The 22,145-nt window shown below is 55.8% G+C and carries 24 protein-coding genes and 1 pseudogene; 20 read left to right on the forward strand and 5 right to left on the reverse strand.

Going from position 1 to position 22,145, the window contains the following annotated elements:
• Window positions 1-2: 2 nt before the first annotated feature.
• From pabA to K8I01_06400, 9 genes are all read left to right on the forward strand, one after another.
• Window positions 3-590, forward strand: coding sequence for an aminodeoxychorismate/anthranilate synthase component II (pabA, locus tag K8I01_06360; protein MBZ0220037.1), 588 nt, complete (start codon window positions 3-5; stop codon window positions 588-590).
• Window positions 590-1,597, forward strand: coding sequence for an anthranilate phosphoribosyltransferase (gene trpD, locus K8I01_06365; GenBank protein MBZ0220038.1), 1,008 nt, complete (start codon window positions 590-592; stop codon window positions 1,595-1,597). The genes pabA and trpD overlap by 1 nt, the downstream gene beginning before the upstream one ends.
• Window positions 1,594-2,418, forward strand: coding sequence for an indole-3-glycerol phosphate synthase TrpC (trpC, locus tag K8I01_06370; GenBank protein MBZ0220039.1), 825 nt, complete (start codon window positions 1,594-1,596; stop codon window positions 2,416-2,418). Before trpD ends, trpC begins: the two co-directional genes overlap by 4 nt.
• A complete protein-coding gene (locus tag K8I01_06375) occupies window positions 2,384-2,995 on the forward strand; it encodes a phosphoribosylanthranilate isomerase (GenBank protein ID MBZ0220040.1) in 612 nt (203 codons plus the stop codon). The genes trpC and K8I01_06375 overlap by 35 nt, the downstream gene beginning before the upstream one ends.
• A complete protein-coding gene (gene trpB / locus K8I01_06380; protein ID MBZ0220041.1) occupies window positions 2,992-4,236 on the forward strand; it encodes a tryptophan synthase subunit beta in 1,245 nt (414 codons plus the stop codon). The genes K8I01_06375 and trpB overlap by 4 nt, the downstream gene beginning before the upstream one ends.
• Before the next feature lie 31 nt (window positions 4,237-4,267).
• Entirely contained in the window at window positions 4,268-5,086 is an 819-nt protein-coding gene (gene trpA / locus K8I01_06385; protein MBZ0220042.1) for a tryptophan synthase subunit alpha, read from the forward strand.
• 32 nt (window positions 5,087-5,118) lie between these two features.
• Window positions 5,119-5,961, forward strand: coding sequence for an acetyl-CoA carboxylase, carboxyltransferase subunit beta (accD, locus tag K8I01_06390; protein MBZ0220043.1), 843 nt, complete (start codon window positions 5,119-5,121; stop codon window positions 5,959-5,961).
• An 11-nt stretch (window positions 5,962-5,972) separates the two neighbouring features.
• Window positions 5,973-7,283, forward strand: a complete 1,311-nt coding sequence (locus tag K8I01_06395) for a bifunctional folylpolyglutamate synthase/dihydrofolate synthase (GenBank protein ID MBZ0220044.1) — start codon at window positions 5,973-5,975, stop codon at window positions 7,281-7,283.
• Between the two features lie 287 nt (window positions 7,284-7,570).
• Entirely contained in the window at window positions 7,571-7,993 is a 423-nt protein-coding gene (locus K8I01_06400) for a type II toxin-antitoxin system PemK/MazF family toxin (protein MBZ0220045.1), read from the forward strand.
• A gap of 158 nt (window positions 7,994-8,151) precedes the next feature.
• Here the strand turns inward: K8I01_06400 and K8I01_06405 are convergent.
• A pseudogene (locus K8I01_06405) lies at window positions 8,152-8,975 on the reverse strand (IS1 family transposase).
• A 168-nt stretch (window positions 8,976-9,143) separates the two neighbouring features.
• On the opposite strand from K8I01_06405, the gene K8I01_06410 reads away from it, so the two are divergent.
• From K8I01_06410 to K8I01_06420, 3 genes are read left to right on the forward strand one after another with little or no spacing between them, the layout of a single operon-like run.
• Complete coding sequence (locus K8I01_06410) at window positions 9,144-9,527, forward strand: type II toxin-antitoxin system RelE/ParE family toxin (GenBank protein ID MBZ0220046.1); 384 nt, start codon at window positions 9,144-9,146, stop codon at window positions 9,525-9,527.
• A gap of 16 nt (window positions 9,528-9,543) precedes the next feature.
• A complete protein-coding gene (locus K8I01_06415) occupies window positions 9,544-10,089 on the forward strand; it encodes a helix-turn-helix domain-containing protein (protein ID MBZ0220047.1) in 546 nt (181 codons plus the stop codon).
• A gap of 13 nt (window positions 10,090-10,102) precedes the next feature.
• On the forward strand, window positions 10,103-10,423 hold the full coding sequence (locus K8I01_06420) for a hypothetical protein (protein MBZ0220048.1): 321 nt from the start codon (window positions 10,103-10,105) through the stop codon (window positions 10,421-10,423).
• Between the two features lie 4 nt (window positions 10,424-10,427).
• Here K8I01_06420 and K8I01_06425 read toward each other — a convergent pair whose 3' ends face one another.
• Window positions 10,428-10,670, reverse strand: a complete 243-nt coding sequence (locus K8I01_06425; GenBank protein MBZ0220049.1) for a hypothetical protein — start codon at window positions 10,668-10,670, stop codon at window positions 10,428-10,430.
• 146 nt (window positions 10,671-10,816) lie between these two features.
• Between K8I01_06425 and lptD the strand changes: the two genes are divergently transcribed.
• A complete protein-coding gene (lptD, locus tag K8I01_06430; protein ID MBZ0220050.1) occupies window positions 10,817-12,982 on the forward strand; it encodes an LPS assembly protein LptD in 2,166 nt (721 codons plus the stop codon).
• A 145-nt stretch (window positions 12,983-13,127) separates the two neighbouring features.
• Window positions 13,128-13,817: a response regulator gene (locus K8I01_06435; GenBank protein ID MBZ0220051.1), complete on the forward strand. Its 690-nt coding sequence runs from the start codon at window positions 13,128-13,130 to the stop codon at window positions 13,815-13,817.
• 205 nt (window positions 13,818-14,022) lie between these two features.
• Here the strand turns inward: K8I01_06435 and folE2 are convergent, their stop codons facing one another.
• Together folE2 and queD are read right to left on the reverse strand one after the other, a co-directional pair.
• A complete protein-coding gene (folE2, locus tag K8I01_06440; GenBank protein MBZ0220052.1) occupies window positions 14,023-14,805 on the reverse strand; it encodes a GTP cyclohydrolase FolE2 in 783 nt (260 codons plus the stop codon).
• An 11-nt stretch (window positions 14,806-14,816) separates the two neighbouring features.
• Entirely contained in the window at window positions 14,817-15,194 is a 378-nt protein-coding gene (queD, locus tag K8I01_06445) for a 6-carboxytetrahydropterin synthase QueD (GenBank protein ID MBZ0220053.1), read from the reverse strand.
• Window positions 15,195-15,336: 142 nt separating this feature from the next.
• Here queD and K8I01_06450 point away from each other — a divergent pair, with 142 nt between their 5' ends.
• From K8I01_06450 to K8I01_06470, 5 genes are all read left to right on the forward strand, one after another.
• Window positions 15,337-16,179: a DUF4350 domain-containing protein gene (locus K8I01_06450; GenBank protein ID MBZ0220054.1), complete on the forward strand. Its 843-nt coding sequence runs from the start codon at window positions 15,337-15,339 to the stop codon at window positions 16,177-16,179.
• Window position 16,180: 1 nt separating this feature from the next.
• Window positions 16,181-17,236 carry a cytochrome c biogenesis protein ResB gene (locus tag K8I01_06455; GenBank protein MBZ0220055.1) on the forward strand — a complete coding sequence of 352 codons (1,056 nt, stop codon included), beginning with the start codon at window positions 16,181-16,183 and terminating at the stop codon, window positions 17,234-17,236.
• Window positions 17,233-18,255 (forward strand): sodium:calcium antiporter, encoded by a 1,023-nt coding sequence (locus tag K8I01_06460; GenBank protein MBZ0220056.1) that lies wholly within the window; start codon window positions 17,233-17,235, stop codon window positions 18,253-18,255. Before K8I01_06455 ends, K8I01_06460 begins: the two co-directional genes overlap by 4 nt.
• A gap of 20 nt (window positions 18,256-18,275) precedes the next feature.
• Entirely contained in the window at window positions 18,276-19,154 is an 879-nt protein-coding gene (locus K8I01_06465) for a prenyltransferase (GenBank protein MBZ0220057.1), read from the forward strand.
• Between the two features lie 319 nt (window positions 19,155-19,473).
• Complete coding sequence (locus K8I01_06470) at window positions 19,474-19,953, forward strand: Hsp20/alpha crystallin family protein (protein MBZ0220058.1); 480 nt, start codon at window positions 19,474-19,476, stop codon at window positions 19,951-19,953.
• Between the two features lie 174 nt (window positions 19,954-20,127).
• Here K8I01_06470 and K8I01_06475 read toward each other — a convergent pair whose 3' ends face one another.
• Window positions 20,128-20,532 (reverse strand): hypothetical protein, encoded by a 405-nt coding sequence (locus K8I01_06475; protein ID MBZ0220059.1) that lies wholly within the window; start codon window positions 20,530-20,532, stop codon window positions 20,128-20,130.
• Between the two features lie 199 nt (window positions 20,533-20,731).
• On the opposite strand from K8I01_06475, the gene K8I01_06480 reads away from it, so the two are divergent.
• Window positions 20,732-22,099, forward strand: coding sequence for an MmgE/PrpD family protein (locus K8I01_06480; protein ID MBZ0220060.1), 1,368 nt, complete (start codon window positions 20,732-20,734; stop codon window positions 22,097-22,099).
• Window positions 22,100-22,145 lie beyond the last annotated feature (46 nt).

Consider the following 22,145-nt stretch of genomic DNA (forward strand, 5'->3'; position numbering starts at 1 on the left):
ATATGATACTCATGATAGACAACTACGATTCCTTTACCTTCAACCTGGTCCAGTATTTCATGGAGCTCGGTGAGGACGTTCTGGTAAGAAGGAATGACGCCATAAAGGTCGCGGACATCGAAAAGCTCGCGCCCGGCGCGATAGTCGTCTCTCCGGGGCCGTGCGACCCGCCCAAGGCCGGTATTTCGGTGGAGGCCATAAAGGCCTTTGCAGGGAAAATCCCCATACTCGGGGTCTGCCTCGGCCACCAGGCCATAGGCTACGCCTTCGGCGGGGAGATCGTTAAGGCCCCGCGCCTCATGCACGGGAAGACCTCGATGATATACCACGACGGGAAGACCGTATTCGAAGGGATACCGAATCCCTTCGAGGCGAACCGCTATCACTCGCTCATCGTAAGGAAGGAAAGCCTCCCCGAGTGCCTCGAGATAAGCGCCTGGACCGAGATGGACGAGATAATGGGCCTCCGGCACAGGGAGCTTCCGGTAGAAGGCGTCCAGTTCCACCCGGAGTCGATACTCACGAAGGCCGGGAAGGACATTCTCCGGAACTTCCTCCGGACATACCAGGCCAGGGAGACTGGGAAGTAATGATCAAAGAAGCCCTCTCGAAGGTCATAAAGGGAACGGACTTAAGCGAGTCCGAGATGACAGGGGTCATGGACGAGGTCATGACCGGGGGGGCGAGCCCCGCCCAGATAGGGGCGCTCCTGACGGCGCTCCGGATGAAGGGCGAAACCGTCGAGGAGATAACGGGCGCTGCCAGGGTCATGCGCGAGAAGGCTACGAGGATAGACGCGCCCGAGGGCGCTGTCGATACCTGCGGGACCGGCGGTGACGAGTCCATGACCTTCAATATATCGACGGCTGCGGCGCTCGTAGCCTCTGCGGCCGGGGTCACAATAGCCAAGCACGGCAACCGCTCCGTTTCATCCAGATGCGGGAGCGCGGACGTTCTCCGGGCCCTTGGCGTCAACATAGAGGCCGAGTGCGCGAGGGTCGAGGAGTGCATACGGGAAGCCGGAATAGGCTTCCTCTTCGCGCCCATGCTCCATGGAGCCATGAAATACGCGGCGCCGGTAAGGAGGGAAATCGGCATAAGGAGCGTATTCAATATACTCGGCCCCCTCACGAATCCGGCGGGCTCTAAAAGGCAGGTAATCGGCGTCTACGACCCGGCGCTTACCGATACTCTCGCGAAGGTGCTCTTTAACCTCGGCTCAATCCGCGCCTTTATCGTCCGGGGCGAGGACGGCCTGGACGAGATAACGCTTGCCGCGGAGACGAAGATAACGGAGCTTAAGGACGGCTCCATCCATACCTATCACCTCAAGCCCGAGGACCTGGGCTTTGAGAGGTGCGCGCCTGGTGACCTTAAGGGCGGCGGGCCGGACGAGAACGCGGACATAATACTCAATGTCCTCCGGGGAGGAAAAGGCCCTGCAAGGGACGTCGTAATACTGAACGCGGCCGCCGCGATAACCGCGGCAGGCTCGGTACCGGGCTTTAAAGAGGGAGTTGCCGCCGCAAGGGGCGCCATAGATTCTGGCAAGGCCCTTGAGAAGCTCGAAAAGCTAAAGGAAATATCGAACAGATGATACTCGACGAGATACTTCAAAACAAAAGACTGGAAATAGAGAAGGCAAAGGCCGAGTTCCCCATTGACGGCATAATGGATAAGCTCCCCAAGGTGCCCAGGCCCAAGGACTTCGAGAGGGCCATCGCCTACAGGGGCGGCGCGGACCGCATACGGATAATAGCCGAGATAAAAAGGGGCTCCCCCTCGAAGGGGATGATAAGGGAATACTTCGTGCCCGCGGAGATAGCCCGCGGCTACATCGAGGGAGGGGCCGCGGCCATCTCGGTCATAACCGACGAGAAGTTCTTCATGGGTAAGCTCGAGTATCTCACGGCCTTGAGAGGCAACATAAGGCTACCGCTCCTACGAAAGGACTTCATAATAGACGAGTACCAGGTCTATGAATCGAGGGTATCCGGAGCTGACGCGCTCCTCCTTATTGTCGCGGCACTTCCGAAGGACGAGCTTAAAAAACTCCTCGACCTCACCTGTTCGCTCGGCATGTCCGCACTTGTCGAGGTGCACGATGAGACAGAGCTTGAAACGGCTTTGGACGTAGGGGCCAGGATAATCGGCGTCAACAACAGGGACTTGAAGACCTTCAAGACCGACCTTGAGACGACGATAAGGCTCGCCCCGTACGTGCCGAAGGACAGGGTCCTAGTAAGCGAGAGCGGCATAAACACGCACGAGGACATACTGAGGCTCAGGGAATGCGGGGTCGAGGCCTTCCTCATAGGAGAGGCGCTCATGAGGGAGGAGAACTTCAGAAAGAAGCTGAGGGAACTTAGAGGTGTCAAAGAGTATACGGGTAAAGATATGTGGAATCACAAACCTTGAGGATGCGCTCAAGGCCGCGGAGCTCGGGGCTGATTCGCTTGGTTTCATCTTCTATAAAAAGAGCCCCAGGTACATAAGCCCTAGGACGGCCGGGCTCATAATAAGGGAGCTCCCGCCGTTCATAACTCCTGTGGGCGTCTTCGTGGACGAGGAGCTTACAAAGGTCGCCGCCACGGCCGCTGAGACAGGAATATGCACCGCGCAGCTCCACGGGAGCGAGTCGCCGGAGTACTGCGAACGTCTCGGCATCAAGGTCATAAAGGCCATAAGGGTCAGGGATATGGCCGATATAAACAGGCTCAGGCCCTATAACGTCTCGGCCTACCTCCTCGACACCTTCAAAGAGGGGGTCCACGGCGGCACAGGCGAGACGTTCGACTGGGACATAGCCGTGGAGGCAAAGGCGCTCGGGCGCATCATACTATCCGGCGGCCTGAACCCGGAGAACGTTAAAGAGGCCGTGGAGAAGGTCAGGCCATACGCGGTGGACGCCTGCTCCGGTGTAGAGATTAAGGACAGGCCGGGCAGGAAGGACCACACAAAGCTTAAGGAATTCATGGAGCGGGTAAGAGGATGAAGAAAACCGGCAAGGGCCGCAAGGCTTCGGCGCAAAACGCTTCACGACTCGGCGGGGTACCGGACAGGCTCGGCCACTTCGGCATCTACGGCGGGAGATACATCTCCGAGACCCTGATGCCAGCGGTCATGGAGCTCGAGGAGGCCTATCTCAAGTGGAAGAACGACCCCGGCTTCAAAAAGGAATTCGCCTATTACCTAGGCGAGTACGTCGGAAGGCCCACTCCACTCTACTACGCCGAGAGGCTTACGAAGAAGGCCGGGGGCGCGGAAATATTCCTCAAGAGGGAAGACCTCTGCCACACCGGCGCGCACAAGATCAATAACACTATCGGCCAGATACTACTCGCGAAGAGGATGGGGAAGAAACGCGTCATCGCGGAGACGGGCGCGGGCCAGCACGGGGTTGCGACCGCCACTGTCGCTGCCATGTTCGGCCTCGAATGCGAGATATACATGGGAGAGGACGATATCAAGAGGCAGCTCCCTAACGTCTTCAGGATGAAGCTCCTCGGCGCGAAGGTAACTCCCGTAACCTCCGGCAGCAGGACCTTAAAAGACGCAATGAACGAGGCGCTCCGTGATTGGGTCACGAACGTCTACAACACCTTCTACATAATCGGCACGGTCGCAGGCCCGCACCCCTACCCCATGCTCGTAAGGGACTTCCAGTCGATAATAGGCGCTGAGGCGAGGAGGCAGATACAGGCGATGACCGGGGGTCTACCGGACCTCCTTGTAGCCTGCGTAGGCGGCGGCAGTAACGCTATCGGCCTCTTCCACACCTTCCTCGACGACAAAAAGGTCCGTATGGCAGGGGTCGAAGCCGGGGGCGAGGGCCTAAAAACCGGCAAGCACGCGGCATCTATAAACGGCGGACGGGTCGGCGTCCTCCACGGCAACAAGACCTATCTCCTGCAGGACAAACACGGACAGATTATAGACACCCACTCCATATCAGCCGGGCTCGATTACCCCGGCGTGGGCCCCGAGCACGCGTATCTTAACGACATCGGCAGGGTCGCGTATACTACAATTACGGACAAAGAGGCGCTCGATGGCTTCAAGGCGCTTACGCTCGCGGAAGGCATCATCCCGGCGCTCGAAAGCTCCCACGCGGTCGCGTACGCCATGAAAGCCGCCCGGGAGATGAAGAAAGGCGCGAAGATTATAGTCTGCCTCTCAGGCAGGGGCGATAAGGACCTGAATACCGTCTCCAAGGCGTTCAATTTCGAGATATGATATGCCTAGGCATACACCAAAAGGGGTCGAGATGGCCGTAAAGGGAAAAAACAGGATAGAATCATTATTCGAGAGGCTCAGGGCGGACGGGAAAAAGGCGCTCATCACCTTTGTTACAGCCGGGGACCCGGACCTCCCGACATCCAAACGGATAGTCCGCGAGCTTGAGAGATCCGGGGCCGATCTTATAGAGCTCGGCATTCCGTTCTCGGACCCAATGGCGGACGGCCCGACCATACAGGCCTCGTCGGAGCGCGCGCTCAAGAAGGATGTCCATATCAGGGAAGTACTGGGGCTCGTAAGAGAAATAAGAAAAAATAGCGAGATACCCATCGTCCTCTTCGGCTACTATAACCCAATCTTCAACTACGGCCTTAAGAGGTTCGCGAAGGAAATCCGCGCCGCCGGGGCCGACGGGGTCCTCATAGTGGACCTCCCGGCAGAGGAGGCCGACGAGCTTAAAACCGAGCTCGACAGGAACTCAGTTGATCTCATATTCCTCCTTACGCCCACGAGTGACGATAATAGGATGCGCCTTGTGGCCTCGAAGGCATCCGGGTTCATATACTTCGTTAGCGTAACAGGCGTGACCGGCGCGAGGAAGAACCTCTCAACGGACATCCCGGCCTATATGAGGCGCCTCCGGAAATTCACAAACATTCCCATCGGCGTGGGCTTCGGCATATCGACGCCAAAGCAGGCGCGCGAGGTCTGCAAAAGCGCGGACGCGGCGGTAGTAGGGAGCGCGATCGTAAACATAATAGCAGGGATGCAAGGTTCAGCAAAATCCATGCGCGTGCTCGGCAGTTTCGTCTCAGGTCTTAAGCAGGGCATCAGCAGGCCCAGATAGAATTTGAGTACCGAAATCAAACCGGAGGGTATATGATCTGGTTTAAGAAAGACCTCTTCACGAACGGGGAAGAGAGTAAAAGCGTCAAGGTCCCTTTCGGGCTGTGGGTCAAGTGCGATCATTGCGGCGAGATAATCTACAAAAAAGAGGTCGAGCGGAACCTCGACGTCTGCCCCAAGTGCAACTACCACTTCCGCATCTCAGCCCGGGCCAGGATAGAAATAACCTTCGACGAGGGGACCTTCCGCGAGTTCGACCAGTCCATGGAGCCAATGGACGCGCTGGACTTCAGGGACGTAAAGAAATACAAGGACAGGCTCAAGGCCGCGCAGAGGGAGACCGGGCTCAAGGACGCGATGGTCTCCGGCGAGGGCCTCATAGGCGGCGAGCGGGCGGCAGCCGCGGTCTTCGAGTTCTCGTACATGGGCGGCTCAATGGGCTCGGTAGTCGGAGAAAAAATAGCCCGCGCCGTTGAAAGAGCGATCGAAAGCCGTTCCGGCGTCGTCATATTCTCGTCGTCAGGAGGGGCCAGGATGCAGGAGTCGATACTATCGCTCATGCAGATGGCCAAGACCTCGGCGGCGCTTGCCAAGCTCCGCGAGGCCGGGCTCCCCTATATTTCAGTCCTCACCGACCCCACGATGGGCGGCGTCTCCGCAAGCTTCGCCATGCTCGGGGACGTGATAGTCGCCGAGCCCCGGGCGCTAATCGGGTTCGCCGGCCCAAGGGTAATAGCCGAGACCATAAGGCAGAAGCTCCCGGAAGGCTTCCAGAGATCCGAATACCTGTTGGAGCACGGCATAATAGACATGATCGTCGAAAGGAAGCTCATGAAAGAGACGATCTCAAAGCTCCTTTCCATGCTCAAGGGCTGAACCAACTCCTCATGCAACGGCAGGACCCGGCTCTCGGATACCTCTACGGCCTCGAGAAGCACGGCATAAGGCCGGGGCTTAAGAGGATAAGAGAGATAGTCTCGCTCCTCGGAGTCCCCCAGAAGAGCTTCCCGGTTATCCATGTAGCCGGGACCAACGGCAAGGGCTCCACCTCTGCCATCATAGCTTCCATCCTTCAAGAAGCCGGCCTCCGGACAGGCCTCTACACTTCCCCCCACCTCGAAAAGTTCAATGAAAGGATACGCGTCTCCGGGAAGATGATTGCAGGGCCGGAGATCGTCCGCGCAGTTAAAATCGTCAGGGCGGCCTCGAAAAAGATGGCCGGGGGCTCCCCACTCACCTTCTTTGAGTTCACGACTGCCATGGCGCTCTTACATTTCAGGCTCAAGAAAGTCGATATCGCGGTAATCGAGACGGGCATGGGAGGGAGGTTTGACGCAACGAACGTAGTCACGCCGGAAGTGTCCGTCATAACGAATATAGGCATGGACCATATGCGTTTTCTGGGCAAAACCCTTGATGAAATAGCCTTCGAGAAGGCTGGGATTATCAAGCCCGGCAGGCCTGTCGTAACAGGAGAGGTCAAAAGAGGCCCGCTCTCGGTAATAAGGAAAACGGCAAAAAAAATGTCTTCGCCGCTCCATGTAATCAAGAATGACTTCAGCGCCACAGGCGAGCCCAGCTCATTCGCTTACCAGGGCGGCAAGCGCCGCCTTGAAAACCTGAAGCTCGGCCTCCTGGGCCCCCACCAGGTAAGGAACGCCGCATGCGCGCTCGCGGCCATAGAAGTGCTCAAGGGGAAGGGCTTCGAAATCCCGGTAAAGGCATTAAGGGAGGGGCTTAAGAACGCCGCATGGCCCGGCAGGTTCGAGGTAATATCACGGAAGCCCTTCGTGGTGCTCGACGGCGCGCACAACTCGGCAGGCGCAAGAACGCTCGCCCTTGCCCTTGAGGGTCTTAAGAAAAAACCCGTGCTTGTGCTGGGCGTCATGGCCGACAAGGACATAGACGGGATACTCAAGGAAATCCTGCCCTCATGCCGGACGGTCATAGCGGCGAGCCCGAAAAACGAGCGCTCAGAGAGCGCACTGGCGCTTTCTGAAAGGGTAAAGCGGTTCGGCAAGGAGGCCGTAATAAGGGAAAGCGTCCGGGACGCACTGAAAGAGGCCCTCCTGAGGGCCGGGCCTCAGGGAGCGGTCTGCGTGACAGGCTCGCTCTTTACGGTCGGAGAGGCAAGGGGTTATTTGAGGAGAGCGCAATTCAAGAGAAGCCAACGGAAATCCATCATTCGTAAAGGTTAGTGATCCACTCATCGCAAAAGGCCTTTTAGCGCGCTGCCGCACTTTTCGGCATAAGGCTCCGCTCTCTTTCCGCCTCCTTCCTCCGGGCTCGGCCCTTATGTCGCTCGGCCCCTACGGGGCCTTGCTCCTGCTGCCCCGCCTCGCCCGGCCTTCCCCCATCCCTATGTTCGCTCCGCCTTATGCCCGGGGTTGTTTAAATGCAAAAAGAAAAAGTACTGCAAGTCAAGAGGGTAGTGGGTCAGTTTGGATTTAGTTGTTTTGTGTGTCGGAAATGATATTATTACGCCATGTCCTTACCATACCACCCGCCCACAGGAACTATTGTTATATGTGATTTTCACGGGCTTGTTGTCCCAGAGATGGTAAAACGAAGGCCCTCGATAGTTATTTCTCCGCGCCTACGCAAGCGAGATGGCTTATGTACAGTCGTACCGCTCAGTAAGACGGAACCTAACCCTATAATGCCATACCATTATAGGCTACATCTATCACCAGCGCTCCCACCTCCATATGATAGTACTCCGAGTTGGGTAAAGGGAGATATGCTTTATACTGTTTCCCTAAAGAGGCTTTCCTTGCCTCATAAAGGCAAGGACCCAAATGGAAAACGGCAATATGATATTCGCACTCTTGATGAAGCTGACTTGATTAAAATTAAGGAGTGTATTCTGCATGCTTTGGGTATGGCAAATCTGATGAGCTATTCCTGATTGACAAAACATGTAAACTATGTTAACAATTAATCGTACCCGCTCTGCTTCGGCATCGGGCTTAAGTCCACTTCGGTGGCCGCCGTATGTGGAGACGGCAATCTCTATACGGTGTCAGTTAAATAGCCCTATAGGTTACCTAAAGGCTGCCTATAGGGCTATTTAATTAGCTCCAAAACATCCTCAATCTCCCAAAGCTTACCTGTTACACCAGCCGCCATTGCCGGAGTCACCCTCAAGCTCTGATGGATACGACAAAAATTGTAGTACATAAAATGCAGGGCTACGGCGTGTTCTAAATTCTCAATCTTCTTTGAAAAGGCGTTTGTAAGCCTTGTAAAACGCCGCATGCTCATACGCATGGTTAGGTTCTGGCGTTCTACATAGCTTGTAGATACATGGTTAGGATCAGGGTTGCCCTGTACGCGCTCCTTAACCGCTCCCGTACAAATAGCTGGACTGTATTTAACCTCTCGCTCCCTTTCATTTCCGTACAGCTTAACCAATTGACTGTAATCAATCTCAGAGCCAAAAGCCGCCTCTACTGCGCTTAGATAAGCCCTATGCCCGTCTGTGGTCAACTGTACCCTGCTCTTTAGGCGTTTCGCCAGGTCGTCTATAAATACATGGGCTGATACCGCATCGCGCTTTCCGACATACCAAGAAAGAACGAGCTTGGAATCAGCACATATAGCAATCCAGGTGTAAACATCGCCATAGCCCAATACGCCTTCTTTTCGTCCGGCACATTCTTTTCTTTGGCATAGCAAAAAGACCAGATTTCATCACACTGAATCCGCTTACACTCCAAATCCCTCAAGACCTTATCCTGATACTCTGAACAAGCCCTGCCTATATCCGCAAGGAGCTTCAATACGGTACCCTTTGCCGCTCCTGTCATACGGCAAGTGGCCCTGATAGAGTTCCCCTCTACAAGAGCCGCTATTATCTGAGCTTGTTTTTTAACATCTAATCTGTTCATAGCTGGATTATACTTGACCGCTCAAGCATTGTCAAGGAGTATTTTCTTGTATTTTCTGCAAGATCGTACTAGTATTTAACAACTTGACTGCAAGCAAACAAATATAATAATTTTATTATAAACTAAAGTCAAGAAATACCTTGACATTTATAATAATAATATTATAATATGGATAAGTATTGGACATTCAGGGTTTATATAGCTAAGCGGGGCGAGGATGAATTTTCCAAGTGGTTGGATAATTTGCCTAAAAAGGCAAGGGCAAAAATAGTCAGAACATTAAAATATTTAGAAGTGACTCAGTATTGGGAAAGACCGAGTTTTTCAAAGCTCACTGGCTACAAAGATTTGTATGAAATAAGAGTAAAACATAATAATAACGAATATAGACCAATTGGATGTTATGGCCCCGGCAGAGGAGATTTCACGATACTCATTTGCGCAATCGAAAAAGGTGATAAATTTATACCAAGGGAAGCTCCGCAAATAGCAGTTAGGCGAAGTAAATTAATAAATGAGCCAAAGCATACTGCAGAATTTATTGATTCATAAAATGGAGCCGCAAGTAATGAGCAAAGTGGAACGCAAGAAAAAATTGATAAGTAGATTGAAAGATAAAGAGTATAGGGACGCTTTTGTTTCTGAACATATTGACACTGGGGTTCCCTTTCAAATTAAAGCATTGCGCAATCAAAGACACTGGACTCAGCATGATTTGGCAGAGCGCACTGGAATGGCACAGACAAGAATATCAGTGCTTGAAGACCCGAATTATAATCGCATCACCCTAAAAACCCTTAAAAAACTAGCATCAGCTTTTGATGTTGGACTGATAGTAAGATTTGTTTCGCTTGGCGAATTGGTGGAGTGGGAGCTTAATCTTTCGCCGGATTCATTAAAGGCATTCAGCTTCGAGCAGGATCAATATTTTAGTGAAGAGATGCAAGATATTAATGTGGTAGGGCAAGAGAATGAGGCCATATCTGCTTCAACAGCAGAGGTATCTCCACCAGAAGCACCGGAAAAAGATTTCGAACTTCGACCATCACACATACCACCAGCATTTTTCTACGATATAACTCCTGATTGCACAACTCTTAGACTACCATTATAAGAAAGGCAAAAATATGGCGAGAAAAAAACATATAGTCAGCCAGGCAGATGTATCGACAAAACAAATCGCAAAATCAGTGCCAATCAAATGGAATATACCAGAAAATATAATCAGTAGATTCACAAACAATATTATTGTTCAGAATATAGATAATGAATTCAAAATCTTTTTTTTCGAAACAAAACCTCCAATCAACTTGTCTAATGAACCTATAGAAGAAGTTCGCGCTGATTGTGTGGCCAGCGTTATCATTCCAGCTAAAAAACTGCCAGGCTTCATCGAAGCCCTGCAAAAACAAGTGGAAAAATACAACGAGAGAAAAAACAAGAACTAAATTCTTAAGTTTTTTTGCCCCATCTGGCCTTGGCAGCTTTCTTAGCTATTTCTGCACGCTTCTTTGCGGATAACTTCTCAGCCCTTGCCTTGCCGCCCTTCAACCCTCCGAGCCTTCCGAGGGCTACGGCGGCAGGGTTCTTTTCGGGCTTCTTCTGCTTTGCCCCTTCCTGCTCATCCTTAGTTACCTCAGAGACAATAAAGGCGGCGAGCTTGTTTATATCAGTTATCTTCTTTTTCTTTTCCATGCCCTAAGCTTACCATAAGCGGTCAAGCATGGAAAGTAGAAAGGAAATTCAAACTGACCCACTACCGTCAAGAGCTTTGCCTTGTAAAAACCCCGTGCATGTGCTAATTTTTTCCGCTAATCCGCAATTCCACTCTCCAAGGCGAAATGACTGTGGCGCCCGTTGGCAAATCCGTACTCATAGCCCTTTTCCTCCTTCTTTTTTTCGCGCCCGTAATGGTCGCGCATTCGGAGGAGAAGCCCCATGGCGAGCTCTTCAGCCCCGAGATGCCTGTCGAGATAACTGCAGACTCCATAACCTACGACAGGGCCGCGGACAGGTACCACGCATCGGGTAACGTCGAAATAGCCCAGGAAGGCATCTCCGTCAGGGCGGATACCGCGATACTCGACATGGCGGCAGGGGTCGGGACCGTCTCAGGCAACATAAGGGCGGTCGACGAGGGCGGGAGCACCCTTACGGGCAATACCCTCCAGTTCAATATAAAGGACAAGACCGCCGTGCTCGCGAACGGCAGGCTCTTTTACCGAGAGGGTAACGTCCACCTTACCGCGGACTCGATAAGGAAGACCGGCCCGGAGTCATATGCCGCGGAGCGAGTGACCTACACCACCTGCGACTGCCCTCCGGATGAAGACCCGGACTGGAGCTTCGCGGCCACCTCGGCGCGTGTAACGGTGGGGCAGTACCTTTCGGGCTGGAACGCGAGGTTCTACATAAAGGGCGTCCCTGTCCTCTACTCGCCCTATATATCCATCCCGATAAAGCGCGAACGGCAGTCGGGCTTTCTCCAGCCCAGGCCTGGCTACTCGGAACTAAGGGGCTTTATCCTCGACACCTCCTATTTCTGGGCCATAGCAAGGAACCAGGACGCCACCTTCTACCTCGACGTCGAGTCGAGGCGCGGCCTCGGCAAAGGGGCGGAGTACAGGTATATCCACACCCGGAAGAGTGCAGGGGAGATATTCTTCTACCAGTTCCAGGAGAAGAGCATAGAAAGGGTCAGGGAATTCAGGCAGGACGTTGACAACCTTTCGAGGCCCGAAGAGGCGACCGACAACAGGTGGAGGTTGAGGCTCATACACCGGGAGCTGTTCGAAAGCGGCCTGAACCTCCGGGCCGACCTGAACCTCGTAAGCGACGACGAATATTTCATAGACTTCGGAAGGGGCCAGGAGGAGCGCTCTCTTGAGGCGCTGGAGACTAACCTGTCCGCGAGCTTTAACCGGGGCAACTGGAGCCTTGTGGGCCAGATGAGGTTTTTCGACAACCTCCTTGACGCGGACGACGACGAAACGCTCCAGAGGCTTCCGGAGATAACGCTCACGAGCACGGCAGAGCGCATATCCGGCACACCCTTCTACTTCTCCAGCCAGTCCTCGTACGTGAACTTCTGGAGGGAAGAAGGGCTCCGGGGTCAGAGGCTCGACTTCCGGCCCAGGCTCTCCATGCCTGTAAGGCCAGGCGGCTACTTCGATTTCCTGCTCTCTACAGGACCGGCAGCGACATTCTGGTTCGTGGAGCGGCACCCCGAAAGGGACCATTTCGACAGGTTCTCGTATGACGTGACAGCCGAACTGACCACCACTTTCGTCCGGGTATTCAGGATTGAACGGCCCGGCCTTACAGCCCTCAGGCATACGCTGAGGCCGGGTTTTGCATACGTCTACGCGCCTCAAATCCATCAGGACGATCTCCCTGATTTCGACGACCTTGACAGGCTGACTGCCGCGAACAGCGTAAGCTATTCCCTCAATTCCACTCTCACCGGAAAGAGCGGAGAAGGCGATGGGGCGGCCTATTTCGAATATCTCTACCTCGACCTCAGGCAGAGCTACAACTTCCATGAGGCGGGAAGGGAGCTTACAGGGCCGGACGACGAAAGGAGGCCCTTTTCCGACATCACAGGCGAGCTGATCGTGAGGCCTCTCCCGCTCGTGACCGGCGTGGCAAAAGGCACGCTCGACGTATACGAGAGCCATTTCACCACATACGAGGTCTCTTTGGCGGCATCGGATAAAAGAGGCGACAGCCTTGCGGTTTCCCACAGGTTCGTAAAGGACGGGGCCAACTACCTTGAGGGCTCGCTCAGGGCGCGCCTCCCAAAAGGGGTAGACCTCACCTTTTTGAAGAGGTTCTCCTTCGATGAGCGGAGGTCGCTTGAGACCTCCTATGGGATAGAGTACTTTCAGCAGTGCTGGAGCGCGACCCTCACATACACGGAACGACTCGAGGAAAAAATGGTGTATCTCACCTTCAACCTCCTGGGCCTCGGCAGGGTCGCGGGCGTGCAGGGAAGACTGGAGCATTAACGAGAACCATTGACACCCGGAGTCCTGTTGGGTTAAACTGCATTTTCAAATCAGTGCTATCCCCTTGGAATTCAAGCCCTTCTGCAAAGTCCGGCTTTCGAGTACCTTGCGGGCGGCAATAGAATAAAAGAGATTTATGCCTGATATGCAAGTCAACAAAACAGTCGCGGGGAAAGAACCCGTTGAGGTCGCCTGCGCCGGGTGCGGTTCGAGGTTCAGGCTATGGGTCCCGGTGGAATCGTTCCCTGAATGGGAAAAAGGCGTTAACATAAACTGCGTAAGGTGCGGGGCGCGGTTCCTTGTGAAAAGGGAGGCCGAGGCCTTCGCCATAACGCCCGTTGCAGCCGAGAAGCCCCTGCCCAAAGCGCCCGAGGTACAAAAGGAGGGGGCTTACGATGCCCCTGAGGAAAACGCCGAGCCACAGGCAGAGGCGGGTGTCGAGACGATCCTTCTTATCGATGACGACCGTATCGCAAGGGATATGGTCGAGTCGGCGCTTTCGGACATAGGCTTCCGGATTGTGAAGGCCAAAAACGCCTCGGAAGCCATTACGGCCGCCCAAAAAGAGCGGCCGGACCTTATCGTGTCCGACCTCTATCTCAAGAACGTGGCCGACCCCTCATCCGATATGGACGGCGGCGAGCTCCTCCAAAAGATGCACGATGAGGGGACAGTGGCGCCGGCCATAATAACGACCGGCAAGGAGATACTTGACGACCTGCTCCTCGACCCCAGGTGGTTCGACCTCAAGGTAAAGGGCTTCATCCAGAAGGGGAACCCGTTCTGGGTGGAGGAGCTTAAGCTTAAGGTAAAAGAAGTCCTCTACAAGGGATAGGCAAGGATTACATCGAGACGAGAACGGCCCGGGGATGACCCGGGCCGTTTTTTTAGGAGTTACCGTGAAGAACTAAAGGCTCTCGAAAAGCTCCGGATGCGGGCCCCCCATTGGAACGGGGGCGGGAATTAGGCATACTTTTATAGTACGCCGGAGTGTCCAACTTTGAAGACGACACGGAAGATTGGGCTTTTTCAGCAGCCTGCTAGAGCTTCTTTTCGAGGAAGGCATAGGCGCTGTGGTTGTGGATGGATTCCCAGTTCTCGGCCTCCACCCTGAACCACTTTAGCTTCTTTATCCTGCCGAGATTTATGGCCACCTCCCTCACGACGTCCTCGACGAACATGGGATTATCGTAGGCCCTCTCGGTCACGTACTTCTCATCCGGCCTCTTCAAGAGCGAGTAGACCGGGCTCGATGCCGACCTTTCTACGGCCGCTATTATGTCCTCCAGCCAGACGAACCCCTTGAAGCGGACCCCCACTTTGACCTTGCCCCTCTGGTTGTGCGCGCCCCTCTCGCTTATCTCCTTTGAGCACGGGCAAAGAGTCGAGACCGGCACCTCGACCTCGAGCATGAAATCCCTTTCAGCCCCGAGCACCCCGAGATATCTGCACCTGTACTCCATCATGCCCTTGGACTTTGAGACAGGCGCGCTCTTCTCGATGAAATAGGGGAACTCGACCTCCAGATGGGCGGTAGAGGCCGTGAGCTTCACCTTCATCTTTTCCAGTATCTGGGGGAAGTTCTTCACGGTGAGCTCGCCCCTGTGCTCGTTCAGTATCTCGACGAACCTGGACATGTGCGTGCCCTTGAACTGATGAGGGAGGTCAACATACATGCTGATCGAAGCCACTGTGTGCTGGAATTTGTTCTTCCTGTCGAGCACCACTATGGGATAGCGGATGTCCTTGACCCCGACCTTGTCGATGGGTATCTGCCTGTAGTCCGGCTCGGCCTGGACGTCTCTCAGCTTTTTAACCGGCATCCGGCCCCCTCCTATTCATAATAACTGGCAGCCGCGCTCTCGGACTCCCAGACCCTGACCCTTGATACCTTGACGTCGCCGAAGCCGCCGCGTTCAAAGGCCGTAGAAACTTCCCTGAAAACGTGCCTTGCGAGGTTCTCGGCGGTAGCGTTCTCTTTGTCGAATGGGGGTACCTCGTTCAGGTACTTGTGGTCGAGCCGGTCGATTACGCTCCTCGCCTTTTCCTTCAGCGACTTGAAATCGACAACCATGCCGAGGCTGTCAAGGCCCCCGGAGCGGACCTCCACCTCCACCTTCCAGTTGTGGCCGTGGAGGTTTTCGCAGGCCCCCTGGTATCCCCTCAGGTTGTGCGCGGATGAAAAATATGAGATTATCATTAGCTCGTACATCTATTAAGTTTATCATATCCTGATGGCAGAAAATCAAGTGGAATTCCAGCCCCCTTTCTTTTCCTTGACATGCCCATGCCGCAACCGATATCCTGAACCGGTGAGACCGATGACGGCCTTTTACAACGCTTTAGGAGCACTCATGGCAGCCCGCCCGCCAAGGTCCGTCCTGGCCCTGGCCGCCGCCATAGCCATTACGCTCTTTTCAGCGGATGCCGCTCAAGCCAAAGCCGGGGGAGCCCTTTTTGACAATGCGGGCCAATCCGCCGGGCCGGGCCTCATGGTCAAGGCCAGAAAAGCGGTCTTCGACCTTTCACATTCAGAGATATTCTCGCCTGTAAAGGCCGGCGAGCTGGATTATTCCTCTTTCTATTCGCTCATAAGGGACAGCGGCACAGGGACCGAAGTCGGGGTGAACGAAGGGCCGGTAACCAGCGCGGCCCTCGAAGGTGTCGGGACGTATATAATAGCCGGTCCGGCCCGCGGTTTTTCGCCTGACGAGTCAGCGGCGCTAAAGGGATTTGTCGAAAGGGGCGGGAACCTCCTGGTCCTCCTCCATATCTCCCCTCCGGTTGCGTCGCTTACGCACGAGTTCGGCATCATCGTCTCGAATTTCGTGATATGCGAGAGGACCGGCCTCATCGGGGGAAAGCCGCAGGATTTCCTGGTCACCAAATTCGCAGCGCACCCGGTTACATCCGGGCTTAAGGGGATAGCCGTATACGGGACATGGGGGCTTCTGCCGGTTGAGGGGGCCTCGCCGGTCGCGATGACCTCCGGGGCCGCGTGGGCCGACCTTGACAGGGACCGGGAATTCAAGGAAGGCGAGCCTGTTGAGGAGTTCGCGGTCATAGCGGTCCGCGAGCTCGGGGCCGGCAAGGTCGTGGTCGTGGCAGATGACGCACCCTTCCAGAACCGCTTCATAAACGAAGCTGACAACAGGAAGCTTGCCGAAAACATAATCAGGTGGTTCAAGCAGCGTTAGTATGAGAAGCGTCTGGAAGTTTTTCTCATCCGTTTACCTTACGATAGTCCTTGCCGTGCTTATCTGTGTCATTTCGGCCTGGGGCTCCATTGTCGTCGTAAGGAACCAGCGCTTCTTCGGCGCGCTCGACCACGAGGTGCTTTTCCCCTTCCTCCTCTCCCTCAAAACCGAATACATCGGGCTTACGCTCTGGGTCTGGGCCCTCATACTCCTTACAGCCGTCTTCGCCGTGAACACGGTCGTGTGCACCATTGACAAGGCCTGGTCGGTCGTTCAGAACAGGAGGCCCTGGCAGGCCCTTTTCCCTCATATAGTGCACGTCGGCTTCCTTATCGCGCTCCTCGGGCACCTGGTGGGGAGCGTCTGGGGCTTCAGGAGCTACGGCCATGTGCTCTATAAGGGCGAATCCATTCCGGTCCCATACCAGGGCGGGATTCAGGTCAGGCTAGACGAGACCGAGATGAGGGCTGGCACGAGGGGCGACCTGGACTACCTCCGGACCAGGCTTACGCTTGTAAACGATGACGGGAGCGAGGTCGTCACCAAGGACATAGGCCTCAATAACCCCCTCATATGGAAAGGCATAGCATTCTATCATTTCGACCAGGGGCAGAGCCCGACCGGGCTTGTGATAGACGCGGGCGGCAGCTCCTCGGAGGTCCTTCTCGACGGCTCCTTCAGCGCCCCGGACGGGAGCACATACAGGCTCGGGAGCGTGTACCCGGATTTCGCGCTCGACGAGAGCGGGAAGCCCTTCAGCCGCTCAGGCCTCTTCGCCAATCCCCATATCGAGATAATATCGGCTGACGGAAGCGTCTACTTCCTCAATATCTCTGAGCCCGGCACGTCCGTAAAGGGCCCGGGACATTCCATAACGCTCAAGGGATACGTATTCACCCCGTACGTAGTACTCACCATCAACAAGGACCCTGGCATAATTTTCATAATCGCGGGCTCGATAGTGCTGGTTGTCGGAATGGTGCTCCTCCTCTTTTTCAGGGGCGAAAGGGCCGAGCTCGTAAGGCCCAGGCCGGGCATGGAAGAGAGGGGCGCTTGATACAGGAGATACTTCTGCTCGTCTTCTGGCTCGTGGTGATAGTCATCGCGGCCGAGGTATTCACAAACGCGATAGAGTCGCTCGGGGCCAGGCTCAAGTTCTCCGAAGGCGTTACCGGGAGCATATTCGCCGCGGTCGGTACGGCGCTGCCCGAGACCATGGTGCCGCTCGTGGCCATATTCGGCGGCAACAGCGCCCATGTCAGGGAAGAGGTCGGCGTCGGCGCAATACTGGGGGCCCCATTCATGCTCTCGACTCTCGCCATGTTCCTCATCGGGGCGGCCCTCTGGCAATTCCAGGGCACGAGGAAAAAGGCCAACCTCACACCCGAGAGGAGCGGCTTCAGGAGGGACATCGAGTTCTTCCTGTTCGCCTTCACACTGGCTTTTCTTGTCGCCTTCACCCCCCAGGAGTACAGGCTTTTAAGGGTTTTCATAGCCGCGGTCCTGGTCATAACGTATTTCTACTACATACTCGAGACCGTAAAGGCCAGCGCCGCCCTAGTCGAGGACGGCCACGCAACCGAGAACTCAAAGCCCCTCTACCTCGGGGTCGTCCTAAAGGACCGGATGTACGTTATCGTCCTTCAGCTCCTTATCGCGCTCGGGCTCATAATAGCAGGGGCAAAGGGTTTCGTGCACGGGGTCGAGTATCTTTCAGAGGCGCTCCGCCTGCCTGTCATGGCGCTCTCTCTACTCATAATCCCTGTAGCGACCGAGCTCCCGGAGAAGGTCAACAGCATAATCTGGGTAAGAAAGGGCAAGGACACCATGGCCCTCGGGAATATAACCGGGGCCATGGTCTTCCAGGGGACGCTCTTGCCCGCGATCGGAATATTCCTCACGCCCTGGACCGTCAACCTTACGGTCGTCGCGAGCAGCGCCCTCACCATCACGGCGGGCATATGGCTCTACTTCATTGCAATGAGAGTCAAAAGGATAGCCCCCTGGCTCTTCATAGTCAACGGCGCATTGTACATGGCCTTCGTCTACATAGTCCTCGTCACAGCGAGATCGTGAAAAAACCGGCGATCCTTTTCATGGCGACAAGGCCGCAGTTCCTCCCGGCGACCGCGGTCGCGGTCGGGCTCGGCGCATCTGCCGCCTGGCACGAGGCGCGCTCGTTCGATATGGCGGCTTTCGCCCTTTCCATGCTAGCCGCTCTCCTCTGCCACTCGGGCATGAACACCCTGAACGACTACTACGATTCGAAAAACGGGGCTGACGACCTCAACAGAAACGCCCTCACCCCTTTTACCGGCGGGAGCAGGTTAATACAAAGGGGCCTCATGACCCAAGGGGAGACTTTGGCGCTTGGGACGGCACTCGTCGCGGCCGGAGGCCTGACCGGCGCATATCTGGCGCTCACGGTAAGCCCGGTCCTCTTTGTAATAGGGCTCTTGGGTGTAGCCTCCGGGTACTTCTATTCGGCCCCTCCCCTCTTCCTGGCCGGACGGGGTCTGGGAGAGCTTACGGTGGGCCTGACCTTCGGCCTGCTTACCGTGCTCGGCGCTTTCGTTGCGCAGACCGGGTCAATCGGTCTCGGCCCGGTAATAGCCTCGCTTCCCCTTTCCTTCCTCATAGCGGCAATACTATTCGTAAACGAGTTCCCGGATTTCGAGGCCGACAGGGCGGCCGGGAAAAGGACGCTCGTCGTCCGTCTTGAGCCTCAAAGGGCCAGGTGGGGGCTCGTGTTCCTACTCGCGATGGCTTACGCTAGCATCGTTGCCGGGGTCTTCCTAGGCCCCCTGCCCTCCTGGTCGCTCTCTGCCCTCATTACCGCTCTCATCGCCATACCCGGCGCGTTATGCCTCCTTAAAAATTATGACCGGGCGCGCGCGCTTACCCCTGCCGTCAAGGCCATGATAGCCATACACCTCTTTACAGGCCTCCTCCAGATAGCCTCGAACCTCGTCTGAGCACTCCCGCTCGCGCCCCGGTCCTTACAGTCCTCTTTTTCCAATTCCCTCAACCTCCGTGCCTTGACATACAGCGACCCCGTACCTATCCTTTAAGCAATGTACGGCAAGCAACGGACGGCCCTCATAAGGAGGCGCTCCGGACTGAACCCTGGCAACCTCTATAAATCGGAGATTTTCAACGCAATCAGGAAGGGGCGGGAATAAAAAGCGGAGCATATATGTAATATGTGAGCATTTTTATTCACGCCCTGACGAAGAATCCGGGGAAAGACCAATTTCTAGAGGTTGCCATAACGGAAGGCGAAAGGAGGACGGCATGCCGCTTGAAAAATGGAACCCGTTAAGGGAGCTTGAGACGATGAGGAGGGAGATGGACAGGATATGGGACGACGTCTTCCCGTCCAGGAAAATGGGCGCGCCCTGGAAAAGGCAGACCGGTGCGCAGGCCGAGACCGGAGCCGCTACACCGGCCATAGACGTCATAGACAAGAACGAGTCGGTGGTGGTGAAAGCCGAGATGCCGGGCGTCTCAAAGGAATCGATAGACGTGACCCTCGAAGACAACGTCCTTACGCTCAGGGGCGAATTGAAGGAAGAATCGGACCTCAAGGAAGGGAACTACGCCTACTCGGAGAGGAACTACAGGTACTTTCTCCGGGCCATAAGCATACCTTTCAAGATACGCCGGGACGGCATAAAGGCGTCGCTTAAGGACGGTGTCCTGAGTGTCGTTCTCCCCAAGGCCGTCGAGGAGCAGACAAAGAAGATAACGGTCGAGGTCTCCGAGCCGTCATAGCTGTGCGCCTGCAGTTACGCCATAAACCGCCGCGCGGTCGCGCCTTAGGGCGCGGCTGCGCGGGACGCCGCTTACGCCCCTATTCTGTATCCCGCCCACTTTTATTGTACGCCGGAGTGTCCAATTTCGAAGACGACGCGGCAGATTGGGGTTTTTGAGCAGCCTGCTAAACACTCATTCGATCCGGGCCTGAAAGGAAGGCCCCCCGCCTGCTTTCATGTCTACAGAAGAGGCGGTCCAGACAGTTATGCCGAGCCCTGCCGATGCCCTGAAAAGCCTCTCAAGATACCTTGTGTCCCCCTCGTCCCGCATTATCAGGAGTATGCCGGGCTTTTTCCCGGTCACCGCGGCATAGTAAAGGGACTGGCCTATGGCCTCGGCCCATTTGGGCGCGAAATCCACCTCGACCGCGTGCTCATCCGTAAGGCAGTCCACCCTGGCCCTGTCAGGCAGCACGAATTCCGCGGTACCGCCCGCCAGGCCGCACCAATAAGATTGATAATCCCGCTCGGGATGGCGCTCCCCTGCCAGGAGAGCGGACGGCGTAATCAGCAGGAGCGCCAAGAATGCGTTCTTCATCCCTTTTCCCGTCCCTTCCGCCGGGCCCCTTGCCGGGGCGGCGGTTGTGGGCTATATTCATCAAGTCGCGGACGATTTCATTACAATGCTTGCAAACGGATTCGACGCAGACGTGCTGATGGGGTGCGAACGCGGCTTGTCGCATTATAGCAGACGAAAGCGGTTCTGTCCGAATGAGCCCGGCTCAAAAGGAGAACGAGTGGGAAAGGGCTTCCTTGCCGAAAGGATAGCTGATTACGCGCTTGGCCAGAAGTTCGCTGACCTGCCGCAAACGGTAGTGCACGAGGCCAAAAAACGTGTCGTGGATTCCTTTGCCTGCATGCTCGGCGGCTTGGAGTCCCCTCCGGCAAGGGCCTCGATAGCAGCCTCGCCCGAATTATCGCGCGGGCTCTCGGCAACCGTCCTCGGCACAGCCTCCCGCACGACGCCGGAGCACGCCGCGTTCTCTAACGGCATACTGGTCCGGTATCTCGACTTTAACGACACATATCTCTCGAAGGAGCCCTCGCACCCGTCGGACAATATCGCCGCCGCGCTCTCAGCGGCTGAAGCATCCGGGGCAGGCGGCGCGGACTTCTTGACCGCGCTCGTTACGGCCTACGAGGTGCAGATGAGGCTCTGCGACGCGGCAAGGCTGAGGGACCGAGGATGGGACCACGTGGCCTACGGCGCTTTCTCGGCAACTACCGCCGCGGCCATGCTTCTTGGCCTCGGAAGGGACGAGTTCGTGAACGCCATCAACATAGCCGGCACCATCTCCCCGGCGCTCCGGCAGTCGCGCGCGGGGGAGCTATCAATGTGGAAGGGGTGCGCCTTCGCCAATACCTCTAAAGACGCGCTCTTTTCGGCAATCATGGCGAAGAACGGCATGACCGGCCCGGCCCCGGTATTCGAGGGCGAGTTCGGTTTTGAAAGGGTCGTCTCCGGCCCCCTCGCGCTCTCTCCCTCCTTCGGCGGCGAAGGGGGCGAGCCGTTCAAGATATCCGATAGCTCGTTGAAGTTCTATCCCGCCGAGCACCATTCACAGAGCGCGATAGCCGCCGCCATCGAGCTTGTCCCCGAAATAGAGGACCTTCGGGAGATAGAGTATGTCCGCGTAAGCACCTTCGGCGCCGGATACGAGATAATCGGCTCAGGCCCGGAGAAGTGGCGGCCCGCTACGAGGGAGGCGGCGGACCACAGCCTCCCCTTCCTCGTCTCTGCCGCGCTCATCGATGGGAACGTGAACCTCGCGACCTATTCCGAGAGGATGAACGACCCTGATTTGAAAGAGCTTATCCGAAAGGTAAGCGTCCTCAAAGACCCGGTGCTTGACAGTATGTACCCGGAGGCGGTGCCGAACAGGGTCGAGGTCAGGCTCTCATCCGGAAAGATACTTTCAAGCGAGGTCATCTACCCCAGGGGCCACCCCAAGAACCCAATGACCGAAAAGGAGATAGAGGACAAGTTCAGGTACCTGAGCGGATGGTACCTCGGGGACGGCCTTGCTGACAGGGTGCTCTCGTCACTATGGGATTTGGACAGCGCCGAAAGCATGGGCGAGGTCATGGCCCTCTTCATAAGGTGATATCAAAACCAGAACAGGCTGGATGAACGTGGCGAAATGGGTTATG

It is taken from the genome of Deltaproteobacteria bacterium, assembly GCA_019912665.1.
GTDB lineage: Bacteria > Desulfobacterota > GWC2-55-46 > GWC2-55-46 > GWC2-55-46 > UBA5799.